The organism is Pseudofrankia sp. EUN1h (assembly GCF_001854645.1).
In the GTDB taxonomy this organism is placed as follows: domain Bacteria; phylum Actinomycetota; class Actinomycetes; order Frankiales; family Frankiaceae; genus Pseudofrankia; species Pseudofrankia saprophytica.
Genome location: NZ_MBLN01000111.1, coordinates 1 through 22,746, shown reverse-complemented (window position 1 = coordinate 22,746; position 22,746 = coordinate 1). Strand labels below are relative to the sequence as shown.

Annotated in this window: 22 protein-coding genes and 3 pseudogenes; 14 read left to right on the top strand and 11 right to left on the bottom strand. The window is 68.0% G+C overall.

Features of this window, described 5'->3' with window-relative positions; genetic code table 11:
- Nucleotides 1–423 (top strand): TetR-like C-terminal domain-containing protein (locus BCD49_RS38710; RefSeq protein ID WP_198939486.1); only part of this gene is annotated, 423 nt, incomplete at its 5' end.
- Between the two features lie 132 nt (nt 424–555).
- On the opposite strand, the gene BCD49_RS38705 is transcribed toward BCD49_RS38710, so the two are convergent.
- The 4 genes and pseudogenes from BCD49_RS38705 to BCD49_RS38695 form a co-directional block, all read right to left on the bottom strand.
- Complete coding sequence (locus BCD49_RS38705) at nt 556–2,034, bottom strand: aldehyde dehydrogenase family protein (RefSeq protein ID WP_007510859.1); 1,479 nt, start codon at nt 2,032–2,034, stop codon at nt 556–558.
- A gap of 403 nt (nt 2,035–2,437) precedes the next feature.
- Nucleotides 2,438–3,721 carry an amidohydrolase family protein gene (locus tag BCD49_RS38700; protein ID WP_007510861.1) on the bottom strand — a complete coding sequence of 428 codons (1,284 nt, stop codon included), beginning with the start codon at nt 3,719–3,721 and terminating at the stop codon, nt 2,438–2,440.
- A 154-nt stretch (nt 3,722–3,875) separates the two neighbouring features.
- A pseudogene (locus tag BCD49_RS46715) lies at nt 3,876–4,019 on the bottom strand (FAD-dependent oxidoreductase); the annotation flags it as partial.
- A complete protein-coding gene (locus BCD49_RS38695; protein WP_007510864.1) occupies nt 4,016–4,213 on the bottom strand; it encodes a ferredoxin in 198 nt (65 codons plus the stop codon). The gene BCD49_RS38695 and the pseudogene BCD49_RS46715, both read right to left, overlap by 4 nt.
- 103 nt (nt 4,214–4,316) lie before the next feature.
- On the opposite strand from BCD49_RS38695, the gene BCD49_RS38690 reads away from it, so the two are divergent.
- The 5 genes and pseudogenes from BCD49_RS38690 (at nt 4,317) to BCD49_RS38670 (ending at nt 8,782) form a co-directional block, all read left to right on the top strand.
- Entirely contained in the window at nt 4,317–4,736 is a 420-nt protein-coding gene (locus BCD49_RS38690) for a TetR/AcrR family transcriptional regulator (RefSeq protein WP_232794128.1), read from the top strand.
- A gap of 11 nt (nt 4,737–4,747) precedes the next feature.
- Entirely contained in the window at nt 4,748–5,797 is a 1,050-nt protein-coding gene (locus BCD49_RS38685) for an acyl-CoA dehydrogenase family protein (protein ID WP_007510867.1), read from the top strand.
- Between the two features lie 17 nt (nt 5,798–5,814).
- The gene (locus tag BCD49_RS38680) at nt 5,815–7,041 is read left to right on the top strand and encodes an acyl-CoA dehydrogenase family protein (protein ID WP_007510869.1); all 1,227 of its coding nucleotides are present in this window, start codon (nt 5,815–5,817) and stop codon (nt 7,039–7,041) included.
- Between the two features lie 41 nt (nt 7,042–7,082).
- Nucleotides 7,083–7,532: pseudogene (locus BCD49_RS38675) on the top strand (zinc-binding dehydrogenase); the annotation flags it as partial.
- Nucleotides 7,533–7,837: 305 nt separating this feature from the next.
- Entirely contained in the window at nt 7,838–8,782 is a 945-nt protein-coding gene (locus BCD49_RS38670) for a hypothetical protein (RefSeq protein ID WP_131803656.1), read from the top strand.
- A gap of 117 nt (nt 8,783–8,899) precedes the next feature.
- Here BCD49_RS38670 and BCD49_RS46710 read toward each other — a convergent pair.
- The 3 genes and pseudogenes from BCD49_RS46710 to BCD49_RS38655 form a co-directional block, all read right to left on the bottom strand.
- Nucleotides 8,900–9,311: pseudogene (locus tag BCD49_RS46710) on the bottom strand (CocE/NonD family hydrolase); the annotation flags it as partial.
- Nucleotides 9,312–9,342: 31 nt separating this feature from the next.
- The gene (locus tag BCD49_RS38660) at nt 9,343–10,791 is read right to left on the bottom strand and encodes a sensor histidine kinase (protein WP_007510877.1); all 1,449 of its coding nucleotides are present in this window, start codon (nt 10,789–10,791) and stop codon (nt 9,343–9,345) included.
- Nucleotides 10,788–11,642: a response regulator transcription factor gene (locus BCD49_RS38655; RefSeq protein WP_007510879.1), complete on the bottom strand. Its 855-nt coding sequence runs from the start codon at nt 11,640–11,642 to the stop codon at nt 10,788–10,790. Before BCD49_RS38655 ends, BCD49_RS38660 begins: the two co-directional genes overlap by 4 nt.
- Nucleotides 11,643–12,047: 405 nt before the next feature.
- Between BCD49_RS38655 and BCD49_RS38650 the strand changes: the two genes are divergently transcribed.
- From BCD49_RS38650 to BCD49_RS38640, 3 genes are all read left to right on the top strand, one after another.
- Nucleotides 12,048–13,049, top strand: a complete 1,002-nt coding sequence (locus BCD49_RS38650) for a DUF3500 domain-containing protein (protein WP_007510881.1) — start codon at nt 12,048–12,050, stop codon at nt 13,047–13,049.
- Between the two features lie 137 nt (nt 13,050–13,186).
- On the top strand, nt 13,187–14,413 hold the full coding sequence (locus BCD49_RS38645) for a HupE/UreJ family protein (protein ID WP_198536032.1): 1,227 nt from the start codon (nt 13,187–13,189) through the stop codon (nt 14,411–14,413).
- A 117-nt stretch (nt 14,414–14,530) separates the two neighbouring features.
- Entirely contained in the window at nt 14,531–14,776 is a 246-nt protein-coding gene (locus tag BCD49_RS38640) for a hypothetical protein (protein ID WP_007510884.1), read from the top strand.
- A gap of 87 nt (nt 14,777–14,863) precedes the next feature.
- Here the strand turns inward: BCD49_RS38640 and BCD49_RS38635 are convergent, their stop codons facing one another.
- The gene (locus tag BCD49_RS38635; RefSeq protein WP_007510886.1) at nt 14,864–15,190 is read right to left on the bottom strand and encodes a hypothetical protein; all 327 of its coding nucleotides are present in this window, start codon (nt 15,188–15,190) and stop codon (nt 14,864–14,866) included.
- The gene (locus BCD49_RS38630) at nt 15,180–16,277 is read right to left on the bottom strand and encodes an integrase core domain-containing protein (RefSeq protein WP_071042496.1); all 1,098 of its coding nucleotides are present in this window, start codon (nt 16,275–16,277) and stop codon (nt 15,180–15,182) included. The genes BCD49_RS38635 and BCD49_RS38630 overlap by 11 nt, the downstream gene beginning before the upstream one ends.
- A gap of 3 nt (nt 16,278–16,280) precedes the next feature.
- Between BCD49_RS38630 and BCD49_RS46250 the strand changes: the two genes are divergently transcribed.
- Nucleotides 16,281–16,712: an HNH endonuclease gene (locus BCD49_RS46250; RefSeq protein ID WP_425343324.1), complete on the top strand. Its 432-nt coding sequence runs from the start codon at nt 16,281–16,283 to the stop codon at nt 16,710–16,712.
- Nucleotides 16,713–16,903: 191 nt separating this feature from the next.
- On the opposite strand, the gene BCD49_RS38625 is transcribed toward BCD49_RS46250, so the two are convergent.
- The gene (locus BCD49_RS38625) at nt 16,904–18,562 is read right to left on the bottom strand and encodes a GGDEF domain-containing protein (RefSeq protein WP_007510889.1); all 1,659 of its coding nucleotides are present in this window, start codon (nt 18,560–18,562) and stop codon (nt 16,904–16,906) included.
- A gap of 566 nt (nt 18,563–19,128) precedes the next feature.
- Here BCD49_RS38625 and BCD49_RS38620 point away from each other — a divergent pair.
- A complete protein-coding gene (locus tag BCD49_RS38620) occupies nt 19,129–19,401 on the top strand; it encodes a hypothetical protein (RefSeq protein WP_071042495.1) in 273 nt (90 codons plus the stop codon).
- Nucleotides 19,402–19,765: 364 nt separating this feature from the next.
- On the opposite strand, the gene BCD49_RS38615 is transcribed toward BCD49_RS38620, so the two are convergent.
- Nucleotides 19,766–20,200: a nuclear transport factor 2 family protein gene (locus BCD49_RS38615; protein WP_007510891.1), complete on the bottom strand. Its 435-nt coding sequence runs from the start codon at nt 20,198–20,200 to the stop codon at nt 19,766–19,768.
- A gap of 161 nt (nt 20,201–20,361) precedes the next feature.
- Between BCD49_RS38615 and BCD49_RS38610 the strand changes: the two genes are divergently transcribed.
- The 3 genes from BCD49_RS38610 to BCD49_RS38600 form a co-directional block, all read left to right on the top strand.
- Nucleotides 20,362–20,943: an acyl-CoA-like ligand-binding transcription factor gene (locus tag BCD49_RS38610; protein WP_198536031.1), complete on the top strand. Its 582-nt coding sequence runs from the start codon at nt 20,362–20,364 to the stop codon at nt 20,941–20,943.
- A gap of 348 nt (nt 20,944–21,291) precedes the next feature.
- Nucleotides 21,292–22,368, top strand: a complete 1,077-nt coding sequence (locus tag BCD49_RS38605) for an integrase core domain-containing protein (protein ID WP_071042494.1) — start codon at nt 21,292–21,294, stop codon at nt 22,366–22,368.
- 13 nt (nt 22,369–22,381) lie between these two features.
- The coding region (locus tag BCD49_RS38600) for a protein kinase domain-containing protein (RefSeq protein WP_442960543.1) at nt 22,382–22,746 on the top strand (365 nt) is incomplete at its 3' end.

Below are 22,746 nucleotides of genomic sequence, written 5' to 3'. Positions count from 1 at the left end.
CTGCCCGTCCTAGGCCCAGGCTCGACGGACCAGTCCGAAGACGGAACCCGGTCACTGCTCGCCTTCTTCGTCAATCTCGCCGAGCACGCCGGCCTCTACCGCAGCTTGCTAGGACCGCAGGGAAGCGCACGCGTGATCGACCACATCCGTCGCCGCATCGCCGCGGCCGTGCACCTGGCGGTGCACCGGGCCGCGACCGGCGACGCCCCACCGGAACACACCACCTCATCGATCGACATCCCGCCCAGCGTGCCGGCCGCCTTCAGCGCGGGCGCGCTCATCGGCGTGGCCACCGACTGGCTCCAACGCGGATGCCCGCAGACACCGGCTGAGATGGCCGCCCAGACCTGGCCGCTCCTCACCGCCTACGACCACGTCCATACCGACACACCTACAGCTGACCTAGACCGAAAATCTTCGTAACTCGGTTGGCCGGGCCGGCGGCGCGTGTGCGGATCGCTGAGGCTGTTCGGCTGACGTTGTAGCTGTTGTGGGCGTGCCTGCGCCGCGCGGGCAGCTGCACGCGCGACCGCCGGCGCGGCACAGGCACGGGTGTCAGCCTGGCCAGGCCAGCGACTTGGTCTCCAGGTACTGGTCGAAACCGGCGAGGCCGTTCTGGCGGCCCACGCCGCTGTGCTTGTGGCCACCGAACGGCAGGTCGGCGCCGTACGGCTCGCCGCCGTTGATGGACAGGCTGCCGGTGCGGATGCGGTTGGCCACCGCGATCGAGTGCTCCACCGACCCGGAGAAGACGCTGCCGGACAGGCCGTAGCGGCTGTCGTTGGCGATCCGGACCGCGTCGTCCTCGTCGTCGAACGGGATGACTACCAGAACCGGCCCGAAGATCTCCTCCTGGGCGATCGTCATCGAGTTGTCGACGTCGGTGAACAGGGTCGGCTCGACGTACCAGCCCTTCGGCAGGTGCGCCGGCCGGCCGCCGCCGACGGCGAGCGTCGCGCCTTCCTTGACGCCCTTGTCGATGTAGCCCTCGACCCGGGCCCGCTGCTTCGCGGAGATCAGCGGTCCCATGAGGACGTCCGGACGCTGCGGATCGCCGTAGGGAATGCCCGCGAAAAGGTTCTTCAGCAGTTCCACGCCCTCGTCGTAGCGTGAGCGCGGCAGCAGCATCCGCGTCGGGATGGCGCAGCCCTGCCCGGCGTGGAAGCAGACAGCCATCCCCATCATGGTGGCCGTCGGCAGGTCCGCGTCCTCCAGCACGATCGCCGCCGACTTGCCGCCGAGCTCGAGGAACACCCGCTTCAGGGTGGCCGCACCCTTCTCCATGATCCGCTGGCCGACCACCGTCGAGCCGGTGAACGAGATCAGGTCGACCTCCGGCGAGAGTACGAGCTCCTCCCCCACCAGGTGGTCGGAGGACGTCACGACGTTCACCACGCCGGCCGGGAAGTCGGTCTTCTCGGCGACCAGCCGCCCGATCCGGGTGGCGTTGAACGGAGTGTCCGGTGCGGGCTTGAGCACCACGGTGTTCCCGGTCGCCAGGATCTGACCGAGCTTGTGCAGCGTGACCTCGAACGGGAAGTTCCACGGGACGATCGCGCCAGCGACGCCGACGGCCTCCTTGCGGATCTGGCGCTTGTTCGGCGCCCCGCTCATGCCGACCAGCTCGGGCAGGTCGGTCACCCAGGCGACCTCGTCGATCAGCTTCGTCGGATAGCGCAGCGCATCCGCCAGCGGCAGGTCCAGCTGCGGGCCCGACGTAATCATCCGCGGGCAGCCGACCTCCAGGATCAGCTCCTCGCGCAGCTCCTCCCGCTCCGACTCCAGCGCCTCCTGCAACTGGCCGAGACAGCGCTTGCGCAGCTCCTTGTTCGTCGACCAGTCCGTCTCGTCGAACGCCCGCCGGGCCGCCGAGATCGCGCGGCGCATCTCCTCGACCGAACCGTCGGCCACCTGGCCGAGGACCTCCTCGGTCGCCGGGTTCACGTTGCCGAACGTCTTGCCCGATAACGCGTCGACCAGCTCGCCGTCAACGAGCATCCGCGATTCCGGGCGAGTCTTCAGTTTCTCGGTCACTGCTCGGCTCCGTCCGCCCTCCCCGGTTTCGCTCGGCGGCCCGCGGCAGGTATGGCCACAGCTGACTGAGCGTGCGCCTAACGACATCTCGGGAGCTTGTCTAATAGGAAATCGTCAGGTCACCGCATGTAGATGATCGAGGGTGGCGACTACGTGGCGTCCACATTCGGAGTGGTAGGCATCCGGACGTAACGCTCCCGCGTGGTGCGGGTGAAGCGGCTGCCGCAAGCTGAACGCTTAGCTCCAGCCGATCTGTAGGGTAGCGACTGGCGCGGTGACATCTCGCTTTAGGCGCATGGTCCGGAACCTTTGTCCGCGCGGTTTCCCGCGCGTTTTCATCCCGGCCGTTCGTGGCTTGCTCCGTTTCCAGCCGCACCCCGTCAATAAAGCCCTACTAGGCTAGCTAGGCGGTGGTATTACCCACCATCTCGCCGAGGGAGATGCCCTCGTGTTTGATCTCGAAGCGGCCCTTGTCGAACGGGCGGATCTCCACGTCGTGGCCGGCGACCTCGGCGCGCAGCGCCCCGACGGTGGACTGCTCCTTGGACCGGTGGGCGAACGGGTCGAATGAGTACCACCGCATCGCGTTCTCGTAGGACATCTTGTTGATCTCGTCGTCCGGGACGCCGACCGCGGACTTGAGCAGCTCCTCGCCTGGCCACGGCCAGCTGGAGTCGGAGTGCGGGTAGTCGCACTCCCACGCGATGTTGTCAATGCCGATCTTGTGGCGCAGCTCGACGCCGACCGGGTCCTCGATGAAGCAGGTCAGGAAGTGCTCCCGGAAGACCTCGCTCGGCAGCTTGTCGCCGAAGTTCTGGCCGGTCCACAGGTGGTGCATGTCGTAGGTCCGGTCGATGCGCTCGAGGAAGTACGGGATCCACCCGGTACCGCCCTCGGACAGCGCGATCTTGATGTCGGGGAAGTCCTTGAGCACCCGCGACCAGAGCAGGTCAGCCGCGGCGCTGCAGATGTTCATCGGCTGCAGGGTGATGAGGACGTCCATCGGGGCGTCCGGCGCCGTCATGGTGAGCTTGCCGGACGAGCCGAGGTGGATCGAGAGCACCGTGTTGGTGTCGACCAGCGCGTTCCACAGCGGGTCCCAGTGCCTGTCGTGGAAGCTCGGGTAGCCCAACGTGGCCGGGTTCTCGGTGAAGGTGATCGAGTGGCAGCCCTTGGCCGCGACCCGGCGGACCTCGGCCGCGGCGAGCTCCGGGTCCCACAGCACCGGCAGCGCCATCGGGATGAACCGGCCCGGATACGCACCGCACCACTCGTCGATGTGCCAGTCGTTGTAGGCCTGCACGACGGCGAGCGCCAGGTCCTTGTCGTCCGCGGCCGCGAACAGCCGGGCGGCGAAGCCCGGGAACGACGGGAAGCACATCGAGCCCAGCACCCCGGCCGCGCTCATGTCCTTGACCCGCTCGTGGATGTCGTAACAGCCAGGGCGCATCTCGTCGAAGGCGGTCGGCTCGACGCCGTACTCCTCCTTCGGCCGGCCCGCCACCGCGTTCAGCCCCACGTTCGGGATGACCGTGCCGTTGAACGTCCACACGTCCGAACCGTCGGGCCGGCGAACCACCTTGGGCGCGACATCGGAGAACCTCGCGGGCAGCCGACCCTTGAACATGTCGGGCGGCTCGACCAGATGGTCGTCCACGCTAATCAAGACAAGATCTTCCGCATTCATGCCGAGCCTCCGCTCACCGTGCTGTACGGGCACTCACAGTCATTCCAGTCGCCGACGTTCACCTGAATCCACAGAGTGCGCTGTCCTGTCTTCAGCGCCACTTCCTCGGCCACAACCTTGCAGCTATCGAGCTTGCGGCTGACGACCATCACGTCGGTGGGCGGTCATAGGGAGGTTGTGGTTCGTCGCCGACGAGCGTGAGTGCACCCGCATACCCCCTCCTGCGCAGTGCCTCCGCGCAGGACAGCCCGCCCGCCGACGCGCCCACGATCACGATCCGGTCCACGGCTCGACTCACGACTCGGCCAGCAGGATGGCAGCGGCCGGGCAGACCCCGGCCGACTCGCGGACCGCGTCGTGCAGCTTCGGGGGCGGCGCGTCGTCGAGCAGTATCACCACGCCGTCCTCGTCGCGCTGGTCGAAGACGTCGGGCGCGATCAGCACGCACTGGCCGGCGCTGCAGCACTTGTCCTCGTCCACGGTGACTTTCACACCAAGTTCCCTTCTGCTGGCCAGGTGTGACGGTGCGTCCACAAACGTTACCCTACATCTGCAGGTTACCCTGCAAGTGCAGGTTAAGATAGTACGCTAGAGCGTGGCTGGGACCAGAAACGGCACCTCGGTGGGCGACCGGCGCGTACGCCGCACCCACGCGGCCCTACAGCAGACGCTGATCCGACTCGTCGAGGAGCAGGACCTGTCCCAGATCAGCGTCGCCGACGTCGCCGAACGGGCCGGGGTCAGTCGCTCGACCTTCTACGACCACTACCGGGACGTACACGAGCTGGCCGAAGCCGCCTGCACCGCGATGATCGACGACCTGATCGAGTCCCTGCCCGTCCTAGGCCCAGGCTCGACGGACCAGTCCGAAGACGGAACCCGGTCACTGCTCGCCTTCTTCGTCAATCTCGCCGAGCACGCCGGCCTTGACTGCTTGCAAATCGACGCCGAGCGAGAACACGACCGGCGGTATGGAGGACTGCGCGTTCATCGAACGCACGCCGTGACGATGTAGGGAGCGATCCGATGGGTACGTACGAGCTTCGACACAGCGAAACGGCACTGGACGAGAACCAGAGGTCCGTCCGCGAGGCCTTCGCTGCCTTCTTCGCCAAGGAGTCGACCACGGCGGTCGTGCGGGCCGCCGAGCCGATCGGATTCGACGCCAGACTTTGGAAGCGGCTACTCGACATGGGTGTCGCGGCAATGGGACTGCCCGCCTCACAGGGCGGTGACGACGCCACTCTGGTCGACTTGGCTCTGATCAGTGAAGAGAAGGGACGGCGTCTCGCGCCGATCCCGCTCGCCGGGCATGTCACCGCCACCCGGCTGCTGGGCCGGTCCAATGCCCCCAACGATCTGCTCGGCGCGGCCCGCCTCGGCGAGCGCGTCTTCACCGTCGCGCTCATGACGGCGACAAAGGGTGTGCCTCAGCTGGTCGCCGACGCCGCCGTCGCGACCGACGTGCTCGCGCTTGTCGGCGACGAGCTTGTCGCCGCACGCACCGCCATCCCGGACAAGCACGTCTCGAACCAGGGGTGCACGCCGCTCGCATGGTGGGACGCGAGCGACGCCGAGGAGCTGATCACCCTGGCCTCGGGTCCGGAGGCGATCGTGATGTACGAGCAGGCGGTGCGGGAATGGAAGCTGCTGACCGCCGCCGCGCTCGTCGGCCTGGCTGACGAGGCGCTGGCACTTGGGATCGAGTTCGCCAAGTCCCGTACGACGCTCGGCGTTCCGATCGGTTCGCTGCAGGGGGTCGCCTACCCGCTCGTCGACGCCGCGATCGACATCACTGGAGCTCGCATCCTCGTGCACAAGGCGGGCTGGATGATGCAGCACGAGCCCGACCGGCGTCCCGAGCTGGCGCTCATGGCCTTCGACGTCGCTCGGCGGGCGGCCGTCCGGGCGACGACGACCAGCGTCCACGTCCAGGGCGGGCTCGGTTTCACCGACGAAGCGGACGTGGGCTTGTACTTCCTGCGGGCGAAGGGATGGAGTGCCGTGGCCGGCGACCCGGTCACGGACCTGGCGCGTATCGGTGCCGGCCTCGTCGCCGCCGCGACGCGCGCCTGAGCGAAAAGGAGAACACGATGGATTTCGGACTCGTCGAGCTCACCGCCGAACAACGCGCCTTTGCCGCTGAGGTATGCGACTACCTCAGCGAGATCGTCACCGACGAGACGCTCACTGAGGAACGCGAGACCGGCAACGGCTTCAACCTCGATGTCCACCTGGCCCTCGGCTCCCGCGGCTGGCTCATGCCGGAGTGGCCTGTCAACGAGGGCGGCGCGGGCCTGGACCCGGTCAGCTACCGGATCCTCGAATTGGAGAAGTGGGATCACGGCGTCCCGTACATCACGGCGTCGACGACCCGGATGGTGTGGGGCTCCGTGGAGCGGTTCGGCCAGCCCGACGTCAGGGCGGAGCTGAAGCCCAAGATCGCGGCTGGCGCGGTGCGGTTCTGCCTCGGCTACACCGAGCCCGACGGCGGCTCGGACATCGCGGCCGCCCGGCTCCGGGCGGTGCGCGACGGCGACAACTGGGTCCTCAACGGCTCGAAGATGTTCACGACTGGCGCCCAGAACTGCCAGTACACCTTCGCGATCACCCGCACCGACCCGGACCTGCCGAAGCACAGGGGCCTGACGATGTTCCTCGTCCCGCTCGATCTGCCTGGTATCGAGATCCAGGCGGTCCACACCTTCGGTGGCGAGCGGACCAACATCGTCTACTTTGGCGACGTTCGAGTCCCGGACCGCTACCGCCTCGGCGGGGTCAACGACGGCTGGACGGTACTTCGCGGGCCGCTGGACGAAGAGCACGGGATGGACGCGCGCGCAAGCTTGGACGACTTCTCGGTGGGCCGCAACTTCCTTCGCGCGCTCGAGCCGGCACTCGCCGCCGCGGTCGACTGGGCCGCGACGACGGGACTCGACGGTCGCCGCCCAGCCGACGACCCGACGGTCCTGGCTCGGCTCGGCCGGATCGCGGCCGAGCTGGAGGCCGGCATCTGCACGCCAGGGGCACAAGGCCGAATCAAGGGATCCGAGGTGCTGATTGCCGCGGCCTCCGATCTGCTGGACATGATCGGCCCGCTGGGCGTCCTGCGGCACGACTCACCAGAGGCCCCCGGCGCGGGGGCGATCGACTTCGCCCACCGCTTCGCCCAAGGAACGAGCACGTACGGCGGTACCGTCGAGATCTTCCGCAACATCCTCGCGCAGCACGAACTTGGTCTGCCTCGTCCCATCTACCCTGGAAGCACACAAATCATCTCGACCGATCGTCGTAGCAAGGCCACGAGGCTTGGCACCTGACATATCGATCACCGTGGCCGGCGTGCTCCAACGGCAGACGTGGTGCCAACCGGCAGGGCGCCTCGGACGTCGCTGTCGAGGCGCGCCATCCCCACCAGGCCGAAGCCGGTGAGCGCCTCGGCGCCCGGCTCAAGGCCCGGGGCCTGTACGACGTGGTCGTCGAGGCGGCCGGGTCGCCGAGCGGGCTCGCCCGCGCGACCGAGCTCGTCGCCCCGCACGGCACGATCGTCTCGGTGGGTGTCTACCTGAACAAGGTCGAGCTCGACTGGATGAATGTGTTCCACTGCGAGGCCAAGATCATTCCCTCGATCGGGTACTGCCGTCATGAGAACGGACGCGATATGGAGGACGCGGCGGCCATGCTGGCTGAGAATTCGGACATCGCCCGGACACTCATCACGCATCGGTTCCCCCTCAAGGACACCGTCGAGGCGTTCCGGGTGGCTGGTGACCGGAAGGCGGGAGCATTGCGAGTGGTGATCGAGCCATAAGTGCCGCGGGATTGACTCCAGCCTGGAGCCTGCCCGCGTGTCACAGCTCGTCCAGATGGTCGACGTGCCACCGCAATGATCGGCGCTGGGTCGCCCATCGGCCGGGCTTCCGGGCAGCGTTCTGAGTCTTCCGGCCGGGCTTGACCCGAAGGTGGAGCGGGGGTGGGGGGCGGCGGGCCGGCAAGCAAAGTCATTCGGCGAGGACCGACTATGCCGCCGTCGACGCGACCCGGTCCGGTGGACTATGTTTGCACACGAGGAGTGGCTTTGGCATCCGGGTTGGAGTCGCGGGAATGTACCAGCTGATGACGACCGTCAGTATTCTGATCGACGATATCCATGCTGGCGTGGAGACGCTGCGTAGCGCTATCGGCATCCCGCAGCCGCGACCGCGGTCCTACCGGAGCGGCCCTGGCATCGACGCGGTGTTCTGCCGCGTCCACCCCAGGTATCCGGTCGCGCCGACGTTTCTCGAGCTGGTGGCGCCCGGCGACGCCCACGTGCCATCAGTAGCGTCCGGCGCCCCCGAGAGCCGGTCGCACGAGACGAGCACGACGACCGCTGTCTTCCCCGCGCGGGAGGTCGCTCAGCTACAGGGCGCCCGGGCCGTCAAGTGGCACGCCACCGAGCTCGCGATGACGGACGAGCAGATCGATGACCTGGCCGGGCATCTGGATYGCCTCGGCGTCGCTGTCGGGTTCCACCCGCCTGACCGCCGCGACCGGTTCTACCTCGGAGGCCACCCGGCTTCGGCCACCTACGACCCGGCAGCCGACACGGGCCTGTTCATCGAGGCGACCAAGAGCGGGCACCTCGGCCTACCTGACGAGGCCTTCCACGCGCCGGCCGACATCCCACCCGAGGCCTCGCCCGAGGCCATGGTGCGGATCGTCGCTCGCGAATATCTGGTGGCGGACCTCGACGCGACGCTCGGCGCGCTCGAGCGCAACCTGCGCTGGACACCGAGCTCGATGGTCGAGGAAGACGGCTGCCGCCGGGCCGTCATGCCGTTCCGCGCTCCCCGCAGCGCCCGCCTTGAGCTCGTCCAACCGACCGGACCCGGCCGCGTCGCTGACCGCTACCACCAGCTCGGCCCCGGAGCCTGGACCATCCGCGTGTCGGTGGTCGACCTTGAGGCGAAGGCCAAGGACCTCACTCAACGCGGCACGCCCTACACCCTCGGCAACGGCGTCCTACGCCCCGACCCCGCAACGACCCTGCAGGTGCCCTTCGAGTTCATCGCTGCCTGACCCGCGTCGCCTACCTGGCCTCATGCCCGGCCAGGTCGCGGGTCGCTGTGCTGCTGGCCCCGCAGACGGGGAGAGCCGCCAGCGAGCAGCCGGTCGCGGAGCCTGCGGCCATGGCGGCAGCGCCGACTCGGTCATGTGCGGGATCATCGCCTTGACCTCGGCGGGCAGGCGGTCGGCCACCGCCTACTGCACGTATCCGAGGTAGCTGAGGCCGACCAGCACGATCGCGCCGGCGAACCACGGCTGTTTGACCATCCAGTCCAGTGTTGCCAAGCCGTCGTCCCGCTCCTGCCGTAGTGGGTCGAGTACTCCGCCGGAACCGAACCCGCCGCGCGTGCTCTGGATGAGCACCTGGAACCCCCGTTCGGCCAGCGGCCTGGCCATGAACAGGCCGAATGCTCCACTCCGGCCGTATGGAGAACGGATCAGCGCGGTGGGCAGCGATTCGCCCCCGGCCGGGGGCCCACCGGTCCGCGAGTAAGTCGACCACGTCAGGCATCGGCACCCGAAGATCCCGCTGGACGACCAGGTCTCGTGTGGACGGCGGGGGAAGCTTTTAGTCAGGTGGCGGGGAGCGTGAAGGTTACGGTTAGGCCGCCGCCTGGGGTCTGCGAGGCGGTCACGTGTCCGTTCCAGCTTTTGACGATGGTGGCCACGATGGACAGCCCGAGGCCGCTACCGCCGACCTGCCGGGATCGGGACGGATCCTTGCGCCAGAACCTGTCGAACATGTGGGCCTGCTCGTCGGCGGTGAGCCCAGGGCCGTCATCGGCGACGGCGATGATGACGTTCGCGCCCTCGTGCCGGGCATTGATCTGGACGCGCGTGCCTGGGGGAGTGTGTGCGCGGACGTTGCCGATGAGGTTATCCAGCACGCGATGCAGCCGAGCTGGTCCGGCCGCTACCATGCCGAGGCCCGCGGCGAGTGTCAGCGTCACGGGCCAGCGTGGATCGACGGCAACCGCCGTATCAACCGCTTGTCTGATCACTGCCGCGAGGTCAGCGGTTTGGGCCTCCTGTTCAGTAGATTCTTCCGCCGCGGCGAGGGTCAGCAGGTCCTCGGCAAGGTCACGCATCCGCGAGGTCTCACGCTGGATGCCAGACATCGAGCGGGCGAGATCTAGCGGCCGGTCCCGGGCACCGAGATCGAACAGTTGTGCGTACGCCGACACGGCGGCGATCGGCGTCCGGAGTTCGTGTGAGGCGTCAGCGATGAACCGCCGCAGGCCCTCCTGCGTGGCCTGCTCCTTCGTGAACGCGTCGTCCATGCGCTGCAGCAGCAGGTTGGTCGCGGTCGCCAGCTCGTGCACCTCGCGTGTTGTCGTGTCGACCTGGACGCGGACGGCCAGGTCGTTCGGGCTCAGCGATTCGACGGCGTCCGCCAGCCTTCGCAGCGGTGTGAGGCGGCGCCGGACCACCCAGAAGGCGGCGCCGGACGCCAGCAGCAGCGCGGCCGCCGTGACACATGCCTCGACCACCGCCAGGCGATGCAGCAGCCGGTCGTTCTCGCTGCTGGGAAGAGCCAGGATGACGACCTGGCCGTCCTTGTCCGCCGAGACCTTGACCCGCAGCCGGGGGCCTGACGGCTCGCGGGACCGGGTGTCGAAGAACGCCGCGGGTCCGCCGGGGCCATCTGATCGGGCGACCGTGGGCAGGACGGACGGCAGGTTGGCCGTGAAGGGCCGCCCGGCGGCATCGCGGCCTGCCTGGGTAAGCAGAACGGTGCCGTCAGCGCTGATGAACTGTACGAAAGGCGCGACTCTCGGGCCCGGGGCGTTGTCCCCATCGTCGTCGTCCCCGTCGCCCGTCGCGTCCTGACTGGTGGTATCGCTCGTGTAGTGGTTCAACGCGACTGGGGTGTCGCGCAGCGCGGCATCGAGCCGATCGCGCAGGTACACCGCGAAAGCCAGGTAGGTGGTCGCGCCGGACAGTCCCAGGGCCGCGAGCAGGACCGCGGCGACAACCACCGCCAGCCGCGCCTGCAGTGTTCGAGGCTGGCGAGATCTCATGGAGCGTCCGCGCGCGCGAGCGCCGCTGTTCCGTCCTGTGGATGCAGGGCGTAGCCGACGAGGCGAACGGTTTTGATCAGCGATGGCCCGTGCTGGTCAAGCTTGCGCCGTAGGTGACCGACGTACGCCTCGACGATGTTCGGAGTCCCGCGGAAGTCCTCGTCCCAGACCGCGTCCAGGATCTGCTGTTTGGACAGCACGCGCTGCGCATTGTTGAGGAAGAACGCGAGGAGGCGAAACTCGGTTGCCGTCAGATGGACGGCCACGCCCGCACGCCAGACCTGATGACAGTCCAGGTCGAGAACGACGTCGTCGCACACCAGCCGCCGGCTTCCTGAGGGCGTGGATCCGTCCTGGCTGGCCTGGCCGAGCAGTTCCACGGGTGGGGAGGCCATCGACATCGCCCTGCGCCGCATGACCGCGTTCGTCCGTGCCACGATCTCCGCCAGAGAGAATGGCTTGGTGATGTAGTCGTCCCCGCCGGCGCCGAGGCCCGTGACCTTGTTGGCGAGGTTGCCGCGCGCGGTCAGGAACAGCACGTGGCAGTCCTGACCGGCCGCCCGCAACTGCCGGCACACCTTAACGCCGTCGATGTCAGGGAGCATCAGGTCGAGGATGACCACGTCCGGAGGCTGTTCACTGGCCGACTGCAGCGCCGAACGACCCGTCGCGGCCTCGCCGACGTCGAAGCCCTCGTAGCGCAGCGCAGTCGCGACGGCGTCCCGGATCGACGGCTCGTCGTCCACGACGAGGACGCGGCCGGTGTTGGCGGGTGCGGGCACGGGCCCATTGTCGCGTGGAGCTTCGGGCGCCCGGCAGCCGGTCGGGGTGCCCGCGGGGCCTCTGTCCATCCCCGCGTTCAGCGGGCATTCAGCCGTCAGCGGGGATTCAGAAGTCCTCCGTACGCTCCCGGACCGGTACCCGCCCGCGCCTGAAGGAACCGGTCATGACGTGTGCATTCGTCGGCGGCCACCGGAGTACTGACGGAGGTTCGACGATGTTGTCGAGCGTGTCGGCCACGGCCGGCGTGACAGCAGCGACGCGGTCGACGTCCGACTCCGTGGGGCTGGCGCGGCACTCGTCACGATCAGAGGAGACACATGCATAGACGCCTTGCCATCACGTCCGGCGCCTTGTTGTCGGCGGCTCTCGTCATCGGGGGCTGCAGTTCAGGTGGTTCCACCACTTCGTCGCCGTCAGCGAGCGCTACAACGCAGCAGAGCAGCAGCCAGAGCGCGGGCGGCGTGGGCGGAGGTATGCAGCAGTTCACGGCCGTCAACCTCAACACCAACGGAGCAAGCCCGGGCGGCGCGAACACCGCGGAGGTCGTCAAGGCGGTGAACGCGTTCCTCGCCACGCTCGACGCCACCCAGCGGGGCAAGGTCGAGTACGACTTCTCGGACAACAAGGCGCGACAGACCTGGTCAAACTTCCCCTCGACCGCCGTGCCCCGGGAGGGCATCGTCCTGTCCGACCTCAGCGCCAGCCAGCAGAAGGCCGTTGCCACCGTGCTCCAGGTGGCGCTGAGCCCCACTGGCGCCCAGCAGGACATCGACATCCAGAAGGCCGACGACTATCTGAGCAGCCTCGGGGGCCAGGGCGCGGACGGTTTCGGCAGCCTCAAGGACTATTACATCGCCGTTTACGGGCAGCCGTCGACGACGCAGCCGTTCATGGTCCAGTTCGGCGGGCATCACCTGGCCCGCAACCTCACCTACAACGGCGACAAAGTGAGCGAGACTCCGCAGTTCGTCGGTTCCGAGCCGACGTCGTTCCAGTCCGCTGGCGTCACGGTCGAGCCCCTGAAGGCCGAGTCGTCAGCCATGTTCGGCGTGCTTGCGGCGCTCGATGACCAGCAGAAGCCCGCCGCGGAGATCACGTCGGGGACGTTCGACGACCTGGTCATGGGCCCTGGCAAGGACTCGGGGACCTTCCCCACCGCCGAGGGGCTGCTGGTGTCACAGCTGACCGCCGACCAGCAGAAGCTGGTCATCGCGGCGATCCAGGCATACGTCGGCGACCTCAGCGGCACGGCCGCCACGAAGCTGATGGCCAAGTACGAGTCCGAGTTGGGCCAGACTCGCATCGGCTGGTCCAACAACACCAGCCCGAGTGGGGAGAACAGCTACATCCGCATCGACGGCCCCAGCGTGTGGATCGAGTTCATCAACACCCGTAGCCAGAGCACACCCAACATCCATTTCCACTCGGTTTACCGGGACAAGACCAACGACTACGGCAGCAGCAAGCCGAGCTGATCGTGGATCTCGTAGCTGTGCCCCGACCGGCGCGCGGCAACCGACAGCATTCCCGGCGCCGCCCGCTCCGCACCTGGGCGGCCCGCGCCGGGATGCTGCTCGCGTGTCTCGCGGCCGTGTGGGCAACGGCGACGGTCATGGCACCGACGCGCGCGGACGCGCACCCGCTCAGCACCACGGCGATCCTGCTCGACGCCACGCCGGACCGGGTGACCGGCGAGGTCGAGTTGCCCATCGACCGGCTCGCCATCGCTCTCGACCAGCCCCTCACCGCGGCGACCGTCGCCCGTCCGGCCAAGCTCGAGGAACTCCGCCGCTACGTGCTCAGCCACACCTCCGCGGCCGACCAGAACGGCGCTCGGTGGACCGTCACCGCCGGCGGCGGCCGCGTGGAGAACATCGACGGCGTCGATCACCTCGTCTTCGACCTCGTCCTGCAGCCACCCAACGGCACGGCGCACGACTTCCAGCTCAGCTACGACGCGATCGTGCACCATCTGCTGTCACACCAGATCATCGTCTTGCTGCGCCCGCACGGCTCCGACAGCTACACCACCGTAGGCGTGCTCGACTGGCAGCGACACACCATCGGCGTACCAGCCGCCGGCGCCACCCCCGAGCAGGGCTTCGCCGCCGCCGTACACCTGGGCGTCCGACACATCGCCGAAGGCGCCGACCACCTGCTGTTCCTGATCATGCTCCTGCTGCCGGCACCGCTCCTCGCCCACCACGGCCGATGGGTCAGCGCCGACAACCTGCGCCGCAGCTGCTGGCGCGTCGTGCACGTCGTCACCGCCTTCGCCGTCGGGCACTCCATCACCCTTGCCCTCGCAGCCCTCGGCTACATCAGCGCTCCGACGCGCGTGGTGGAAAGCCTGATCGCCCTGTCCATCCTGGTCTCCGGCGTCCATGCCATCCGGCCTCTCGTCCCAGGTGGCGAGGCGTGGATCGCAGCCGGATTCGGGCTCATGCACGGCCTCGCCTTCGCCGCACTGCTCGGCGGCCTCGACCTCGGCCACGGATCCCTGATCGTCGAGCTGCTGGGATTCAACCTCGGCATCGAACTGACCCAGCTCATGGTGGTCGCCCTGCTCATGCCGTCACTGTTGGTCCTCAGCGGTACCCACATCTACCCGGCGGCACGCCTCACCACCGCCGGCATCGGAATCGTGCTGGCCGCGGCATGGCTCGCCGAACGCACCACCCTGATCGCGAGCAACCCGCTCAACCACGTGTCTGATGCGCTCATTGCACATCCATTCGTCGTCGCTGGAACCGTCGCGGTCACCGCGGCGGTCAGCTGGGCCATACCTGGCCTGCGAGTAGGTCGTGCGGCGGAAAGCCTCGGTCCGCCCGAGGTGTAACGGGCTCCGCCCGATCGGTGACTGGTGCCTGCGACGGTTCGCACTGGACGGCACCGCGGGCCCCGGATCGACATCAGCGGAGGTGACTGCGGCGACAGCCGCCACCAGGAAGGCGACGTGATCCTCGAGACCGGGCCGGTACGCGGTGACGCGAAGGCGGTCTGGCTCGCGTCGGACCTCACCGCGGTGGCCAAGCTCAACGGCTGCAGGCCCGGCGAATGCGGGGTGCCAGACCCGTACCGGTTCGGCTGGCAGCTGGACGGGACCGATCTCGTGTTGAGTGACTTCGTCGGGTTCGGCCAGAACGCCGGAGTCGACCTCGACAACAACTTCACACTCGTCCGCTGGAAGAAGATCAGCTAGCGGCGCTTCGTCGGATCGGGCTGGCGTTGGCGCGCCGGGCGGGCGCGCGGCTGGCTTTCGCCCTTGATCTACCAGTCGGCCGGTGCGCTAATTGGGCCTGGTCGAGTGGGGCCGCAGTGTTGTGGTGGAGGGCCTGGCCTGGCTGGTAGCGATACTTGCAGCGTCGGCGAAGCCAAACAGCTCAAGGTCGCGGCCGGGCGTCTCCTGGCTCCACCGGTGGTCGAAGTTGACGACCGGGTTCGACGGGTCGGTGATGGACGGCTTGAAGGGGCGCGCCTGGAGCCACTCGTCCAGGTCGCTGACCATGTGTAGCAAGGCGGTCGGCAGGTCGCTGTAATAGCCGGGATCGTAGATCTTCTTCCACTCTTCGACCTTGTACCTGCCGAAAAAATGTCCGGGCAGGTCAGGCTGCATGTTCGTACTCGTGCAGGATGCCGCCGAGGCGGTCGTGTCGGTGGATGGTGAGGTGGGTGAGCCGGTCCGGGGCGGTGATCGGTTCGGGCAATGGCTGGAGTGGTCTGGCGCTCGCGATGCCCTGATGGGGTCGATGCAGGTTGTAGAACGCCTCGCATGCGCGCAGGGCGTGCAGTAGGTGGCGCTGGTTGTAGATCAGGGTGCGGTCGAGGAGTTCGCGGCGGCAGGTGCGCACCCACCGCTCCATGATCGCGTTCATCCGTGGGGCCTGAACGCCGCTGCGGACGATCCTGATCCCGGCGTCGGCGAGGATCGTGTCGAACAGCGCCGGGTATTTGGCGTCGTGGTCGCGGATGAGGTAGCGGGCGGTCGAGGCGGCGTCGTGGAGGTCCATGGCGAGGTTGCGAGCCGCCTGGGTTACCCATGCTGCGGTGGGGTGCGCGGTGGCGCCGAGGATCCGGACCCGGCGGCTGGAATGTTCGATCACCGCGAGGATGTACAGGCGTGTCCCGGTCAGGGCCGCCGTTTCGACGAAGTCAGYGGCCAGCAGGGCGTGGGCTTGGGCGCGGAGGAAGTCAGCCCAGGTGGTCGCAGTCCGGTCGGGTGCGGGGTCTATGCCCGCGTCGCGCAGGATCTCCCAAACCGTGGACGGAGCGACCTTGAYGCCGAGGACCAGGAGTTCGYCGTGGATCCGCCGGTAGCCCCAGCTGCTGTTCTCCCGGGCCAGGCGCAGCACCAGGGCTCGGATCGAGCGGAGGGTGYGGGGCCGGCCGCGCCGCTTGGGGCGAGAGATAGCGGCGTAGTGGCGGGCGATCAGACTGCGGTGCCAGCGCAGGACGGTCTCCGGACGCACCAGCAGGCGCAGCCCGCGCAGCGTTGGCCGCGGCAACGTGTGCAGGAGCGCTGCGAGTAGGGCGCGGTCGGCGGGCTGGAACTGGATCCGTTGGCCATCGAGCTGGCGTTGCAGCACGGCGATCTGGTGCCGTAGCGCGAGGATCTCGATGTCCTTGTCACGGTCACCGCGGGGCAGCAGGCGCAGCAGCGCGAACGCGTTGGAGACACCGAGGTAGGTCAGCTGAAGCAGCATGAAGTGGCATCCTCGTGCACTCATCGGCCCTGCCGGGCGGGGGCCTGGCGTTGGAGGGCAACGATCAGTCCCGACGGCTACGACCATCCTGACCAGGGCGGATGGCATTTTCGGCATGCACAGCGTTTCGGAGGTATACCGCTGCATCGGAAGCCAACGGCTGCCCTCGAAGACCGAGCGCCAATCTTGGCCACGGCCTGTGGCAACGAGCTGATCCACCGGCTCCTCGCGGGCGCGTGCGAACTGTGCGGAGCGACGGAGCAGGTGGAAGTACACCATATCCGCCACCTCGCCGACCTCAACAAACCAGGACGACGTGAAAAACCGGCCTGGGTCCGCCTCAAGGCGAAGCGACGGCGAAAAACACTCGTCGCCTGCCGCCCCTGCCACGAGGCGATCCACGCCGGACGACCTACCACGCAACCCAAGGCATAACCACTGGAGAGCCCGTTGCAGTTAACGCTGCACGGCGGGTTCGGCGGGAGGTCGACGGAAAAGGAACCGCCCGAGGCGGTCACCTCGCCGGCGGCCTACCCAACTCTACGAGCGCCGAGGGGTGAGACTCCCCTCGGCGACTCACCCAACGCCACGCCTTCTCCCACGTAACAGCCCGATCATGCCGGTAGTCAACGCGGACCGCAGTCACGGCCAGCCGCGGCGGACTCGGGCAGGTCCGGCCGGTAGACCATCAGCCTGCCTGCCCGCTCGCGCTTGGCGGCGTACATCGCCAGGTCGGCTTGGTGGAGAAGAATGTCAGAGTTGACCGGCCGGGCGGTGGTTTCGTCCACCGTCACGAGACCGAGGCTGGCCTGCGGGGTGTAGGGCCGCCCGGCCAGCAGGCATGGCTCCTGGACTGCGGTCGCCAGTCGCTCGCCCACCCGGCGGGGATTGTCGGGGCCGCTGCCGTCGAGGATGATGGCGAACTCGTCCCCGCCGAGCCGTGCGACGGTGTCCACCGCTCGCGTCCCCGCCCGCAACCGCTCCGCGCTGATCTTCAGAAGTTCGTCCCCGGCAGCGTGTCCGAACTCGTCGTTCACGTACTTGAAGTGATCAAGATCAAGGAAAAGGATCGACACTTGCGGTTTGTCCTGGGTGTCAGCGTCGTCGTCTCGCCCCGGTGCGAGTGTCCGCTGTAACCGCCGGGTGAACAGGGCCCGGTTCGCCAGGCCCGTCAATGGGTCATGGAAAGCCAGGTGCTGCAGTTGTTGTTCGCGTTCCCGGATCTCGGCGAGCAGCCGGGTGTTCTCCGCCAACGTGACCATCTGGCGGACCAGCGCCACCAACAGCAGCCCGACCATTGTGTACGTCTCGAACCGGTCCGGCCGCGCACCCGACAGCAGCTTGCCGGCAATTAGCAGGCCTGCCGCGGCGAGCGCCACATAGGGCAGCAGGACGTGCGCCCACATTGCCCGCGGGCCCGCCGCGGCGGTGCCATCAAGCTTCGTCGCGGCGTGTATTGGCACCAGCGTTGCCAGGAAGGTGAGCATCCAGCTGGCGGGGAATCCGATATAGGCCCCCGGCGGGGCGTCGCGGTTACCCTCCGCCGTAAGGTAAAGAAAGGTGTTACTGGCGACTGTGAAGATCAGCAGGCCTGCGCCTAGCAACGCCAGGATCGCTGGGGTACGTGGCCGGCGGAACGTCGCGATCAGCAGTACGGCGGCGGCGAGGATCATGCTGGTGGCCGGCTGGACCAGAGTGAACAGGAACTGCATGAGGTTGGGCGCGCGGGCTTGGACAACCTTGGCGAGCACCGTCCCCCACTCCAGCAGGGCGATCGAGCCGACGATCAGCGCGGAGTCGAGCATCGTGATCGTGTACCAGCGGTACTCCCCACGCCGCACCGTCCTGCCGCTCCCGTCCCGGCCGTCCACCGGTTCGGTGGGCAGGGACAGCAGCCCAACCAGTGTCAGCGGATAGAGCACGAAGAAACCCGCCTGTGCCGGGGAAAACCGACCCATTGCGGAGCCTCCGGCAAGCAACGCCTGCACCGTCCCTACGCTGGGAGCGACCGCGCCGGCAGTGGCGAGACCGATCAGCAGCCGCCAGCGGCGCTCGGCGCCGCGGACGCGCCGGGCGGTCCAGAAGCAGGAGACCGCCGTCGCGGCCAGGAACATCGCAGCGGTGGCGGTGAGGGCAGCGGCAGCCAGCCGCGGGTCCAGGAGCATCGCCAAAGCGAGGTCCAGCCCAAGCACCATCAGGGAACCCACTACTGCACACGACAACGACTGTGGCATGCGGCCGGCACCGGTCGACCGCCACAGGCTGAATGTGCGCAGTCCGGACATCGGTCGAACCCCCTGGCAAGTTTACCGCTGGGCGACGTGCCATCGGTGCTGGTCATGAGGGGTTTGAGGTGGAGGACGGCCAAGAGTAGGCGGTGTCGTCCCGTGGCCCAGCCGATGGTGGCGTCGAGGTCGGCGTGGAGGCCAATGAGCCGGTGACTGCTGGTGGCTTCGGGCAGAGGCTTTGGCGGCCGGCTGCGGCGGTTCGTGTCGGCGACCGGCATGTTCGTGCGGTGTCTCGGTGTCTCGGTGTCTCGGTGTGTCGTCTGTCCGCCGGTCCTGGTGTCGGGGTTCGTGGGGTTCCGGTGCCCGCCGGAGATGATCGTGCCGGCGGTGTGCTGGGCACGAACATGCCGCTCACCGAAGATCGGCACATAGTCGGTGATTTCGGTCCGGACGTCATGGCACAGTCACATCCAGCGGATGCCCATACACAGAACCCTCAGCATCCGCGTCATCCCAGGTCGGAGGCCGCCACGTATACCTCGTGTCAGACCGGCTGACGTCTGGGGTGGAGGCGCCACCAGAGGCCAATCGAGCGGCCAGCGATCGACCGCGTCGCCTCAGGAATGAACGCCAACATCCGCACCATCGGCGGCTCCATCGGCGCCGCGCTCATGGCCAGCATCGTCACCTCCGGCGCCACGCCCAGCGGCCTACCCCGGGAGGCCGGCTACACCCACGGCTTCACCATGCTCGGCGGTGYCACCGTGCTCGCCCTGCTCGTCGCTCTAGCCATCCTYRCCGCCCGCCGGACCCATCCGGCGACCGCCGAGGACCTGCCGCACGCCGAGATGGGTCTGGTAGCCGGCGGTACCCTTCTCGGGGCTGATCCCAAGTAAGTCGCCTCACCCCGGACAGTTCCGCGAAAGTCGGTACATCCGCACTCACAGTTGGGGTGGTATCCCGGTGCTCGGCGTAACCACTTCTGAGGCGGACTCGACAGTGACCTCCACGGCTACCGGCGGTGGTAGCGAGAACGCCGGGGACAGCGGTGCCACCGAGGCGGGCCCGCGGTTGCGTCGAGACGCTGCCGAGTCTCACTGATCATTTCGGCGTGTTCGGTGGAGGCGACAGACCCCCTGTCGGGTCGTGCTGTCGCCGCCGGGCCGAGGACCTAATGCTCGCCCCGGGGAAAGGCACATAGCGGCCATTGTGGCTGGCCGTTCGTACCTTACCTGGACGGCCAGTAAGGCGGGCCAGAGGTCACTTCTGCGCCAGGACCTCACTTGGGTAGATCCTGCCGAACAGAACCTCGTTGGTGTGGATGGTGTCGTAGTACTCGCGTATGGACCGGATCGTGCCGTCGCGCACGTCCACGGCGAAGAAGATCCGGTTGTCGTACACCTTCCCCGCGGGAGACACCCCGCGCACCTCGGCTTCGACCGCGACCCGGTCACCTTCCGCAATGCTCCCAGTAACTGTCAGTCGTATCCCGCCCGGCATGGCCTTCCTTACCATGGCCACCAGTCCGGCGATCTCCTGCTTGCTGTAGGTGCCGGCCAGCGGGATGTACTCCGGCTTTCCGGACACCCGCCACGTGGCTTTCTCGTCTAACAGGCCCAAGGCGGCGCCGAGGTGCCCCGCCGACAGGTTCGCGAAGAAACTCAGCACCACTTTTTTGTTCTCTGCCGCACTCACGCATGCACTCCTTATCGATCCCGATCCCCACCTGCGGCTACCGAGGCCTGGCCAGCCGGCGAGGGTGGCAAGTACTGACACTCGGTCCCATCACCGAGGCCAAGTTACCATGATGGGGCGCATCGCCAGACGAGGTGTAGAGTTGCAGGGTGAGCGGAGGCGTGAGTACCAGGACGAGAGACATCGCCCGGGCCGCTATCCGGGCCGAGCTGGCCCAGGTTGCCTTGGAGCTGTTCCAGCGGGAGGGCTTCGACCGGGTCACCATCAACGAGGTAGCCGCGGCGGCCCGGGTGTCGCGCAACACCTTCCTGCGCTACTTCGAGACCAAGGAGGACGCCGTCATCGGCGCCTTCGAGGCCCGGGGCCAGCGGGTCGCCGACATCCTGCGCGCCCGGCCCGCCGCCGAGGACGACTGGACGGCGCTACGACGCGCCCTGGACACGGTCGCCGAGTACTACCGCCGCGACCCGGGCGCCGCCCTCGCGACGGCCCGCCTCATCAGGGAGACGCCCGCGTTGCGTGCCCGACTGCTTGAGAAGCAGTGTGGCTGGCGCCCCATCCTGGCCCAGGCCCTCGCCGAACGCACCGGCTCCACCCAGCCTGAGGCGCTGGGCCTGCTGGTACGAGCTGCCGTCGCCCTGGACTGCCTGGACATCGCCGTCGACCGCTGGACGGTCTCCGGGGGCCGCCTCGACCTGGGCGACCTGCTCGACGCGTCCTTCGCCGCACTCGCAACGCCATGAAGAACCATGCGCGGTCAAAACGCAATTATGCGCCGGCCAGCCCGCCACTACCGGGCCAGGTCCAGCCAGCGACGGTGACACGGCCGCCAGCGCCGCATTGGCAGTACCGCCGGCACGGCGACCAGATATCGACGCCTACCAGATTTCTTCCCCGCGCCGGCACCACCGCCTTTCCTTTCAGGCCGTCGCAGGCAATTACTCTGCGTATGAGCCAGCATTGGCGGAATAGCCACATTCGTAGTATCGGAGAGCTCCCACCATGAGCATTGTTGTCACCGTTGCCTGTACCGTGCCAGAACCCAGTTTCGGGCCGTTGACCTGCGACTTCGCCGGCAGGCCTCATGGCGCATGATCGTGGCTCATGGTGGTGGCTTGGTGTATCTGGTCATGGTGAGGGTGTTCGGCTGGCTCGTCCTGCTGACGCGCAGCGACGCGGCGCGGACGACGGAACTGTTGGTACTGCGCCACGAGGTCGCGGTCCTGCGCCGCCAGGTCGGACGTCCCCGGTTCACCTGGCCGGATCGCGCGGTCCTGGCCGCGCTGGCCCGGCTGCTACCTGGGGAGGTCCGGTCGTGCCGGCTGGTGACCCCGGCGACGTTGCTGGCGTGGCATCGCCTCCTGGTCCGTCGGCGCTGGACCTACCCGCATCGGGTCGGCCGTCCGCCGGTGGATGAACAGCTGCGGACGCTGGTGATCCGCCTCGCTCGGGACAATCCCACCTGGGGGCATCGCCGCATCCAGGGAGAACTCCTCGGCCTGGGCCACCGGATCGGCACCGGCACGGTACGTCGCATCCTCGCTGGCGCGGGTCTCGGCTCGGCGCCGCGACGGCACGCCGACACCACCTGGCGCACCTTCCTCCACGCCCAGGCCAGCGGACTGCTGGCCACCGACTTCTTCCACCTCGACACGATCGTCCTGCGCCGGCTGTACGTCCTGTTCGTGATGGAAATACAGACGCGCCGCGTCCACATCCTCGGCGTCACCGCCCACCCGACCGGAGCCTGGGTGACCCAGCAGGCACGCCAGCTCGCCATGGATCTCGACGGCCGGACCGACGCGTTCCGGTTCCTGATCCGCGACCGAGACGCGAAATACACGCAGGCGTTCGACGACGTCTTCGCTTCCGAAGGCATCCAGGTCGTGCGGACCCCGCCGCGGACCCCGCGGGCGAACTGCTACGCCGAGCGGTTCATCCGCTCAGTCCGAGAGGAATGCACCGACAAGATCCTCGCCTACGGAGAACGCCACACCACGGCCGTGCTCGACCAGTACGCCCGCCACTACAACGACCACCGCCCCCACCAAGGACGAGGCCAACGCCCACCGAACCACGACCMGGCCACCGTCACGCCCCTCGACGGGCCGATCCGCCGCCATAAGGTCCTCAGCGGCGTGATCAACGAGTACCACCGCGCCGCCTGACCGAGCAGAGAAAGTGCAGGTCACGGCCCCGGATCGGGTTCTGGCACGCTACACGATGGGAACGCCCGCGTTCATGTCGCCGGAGCAGGTCATCGACGGACAGGCGGAGCGCTCCTCGGACGTGTTCTCTCTGGGCGCGACCGCCTACTTCGCGGCGACCGGCGAGTACCCGTTCGGCAGCGACATCGCCGTCTATCACCGCATCGAATACGCGGACCCCGACTGGGAGCCCGTCCCTTGGCCGTTGCGGCTCGTACTGGTCCGCTGCCTGGCGAAGTCACCGAAACAGCGGGCCGAATGCGCCGACATCATCGACCTGTGCGGCCGCCTCGCCGGCGAACTCGACGTGCGGGTCGGCAGCGTCACGGTCCCGACGGC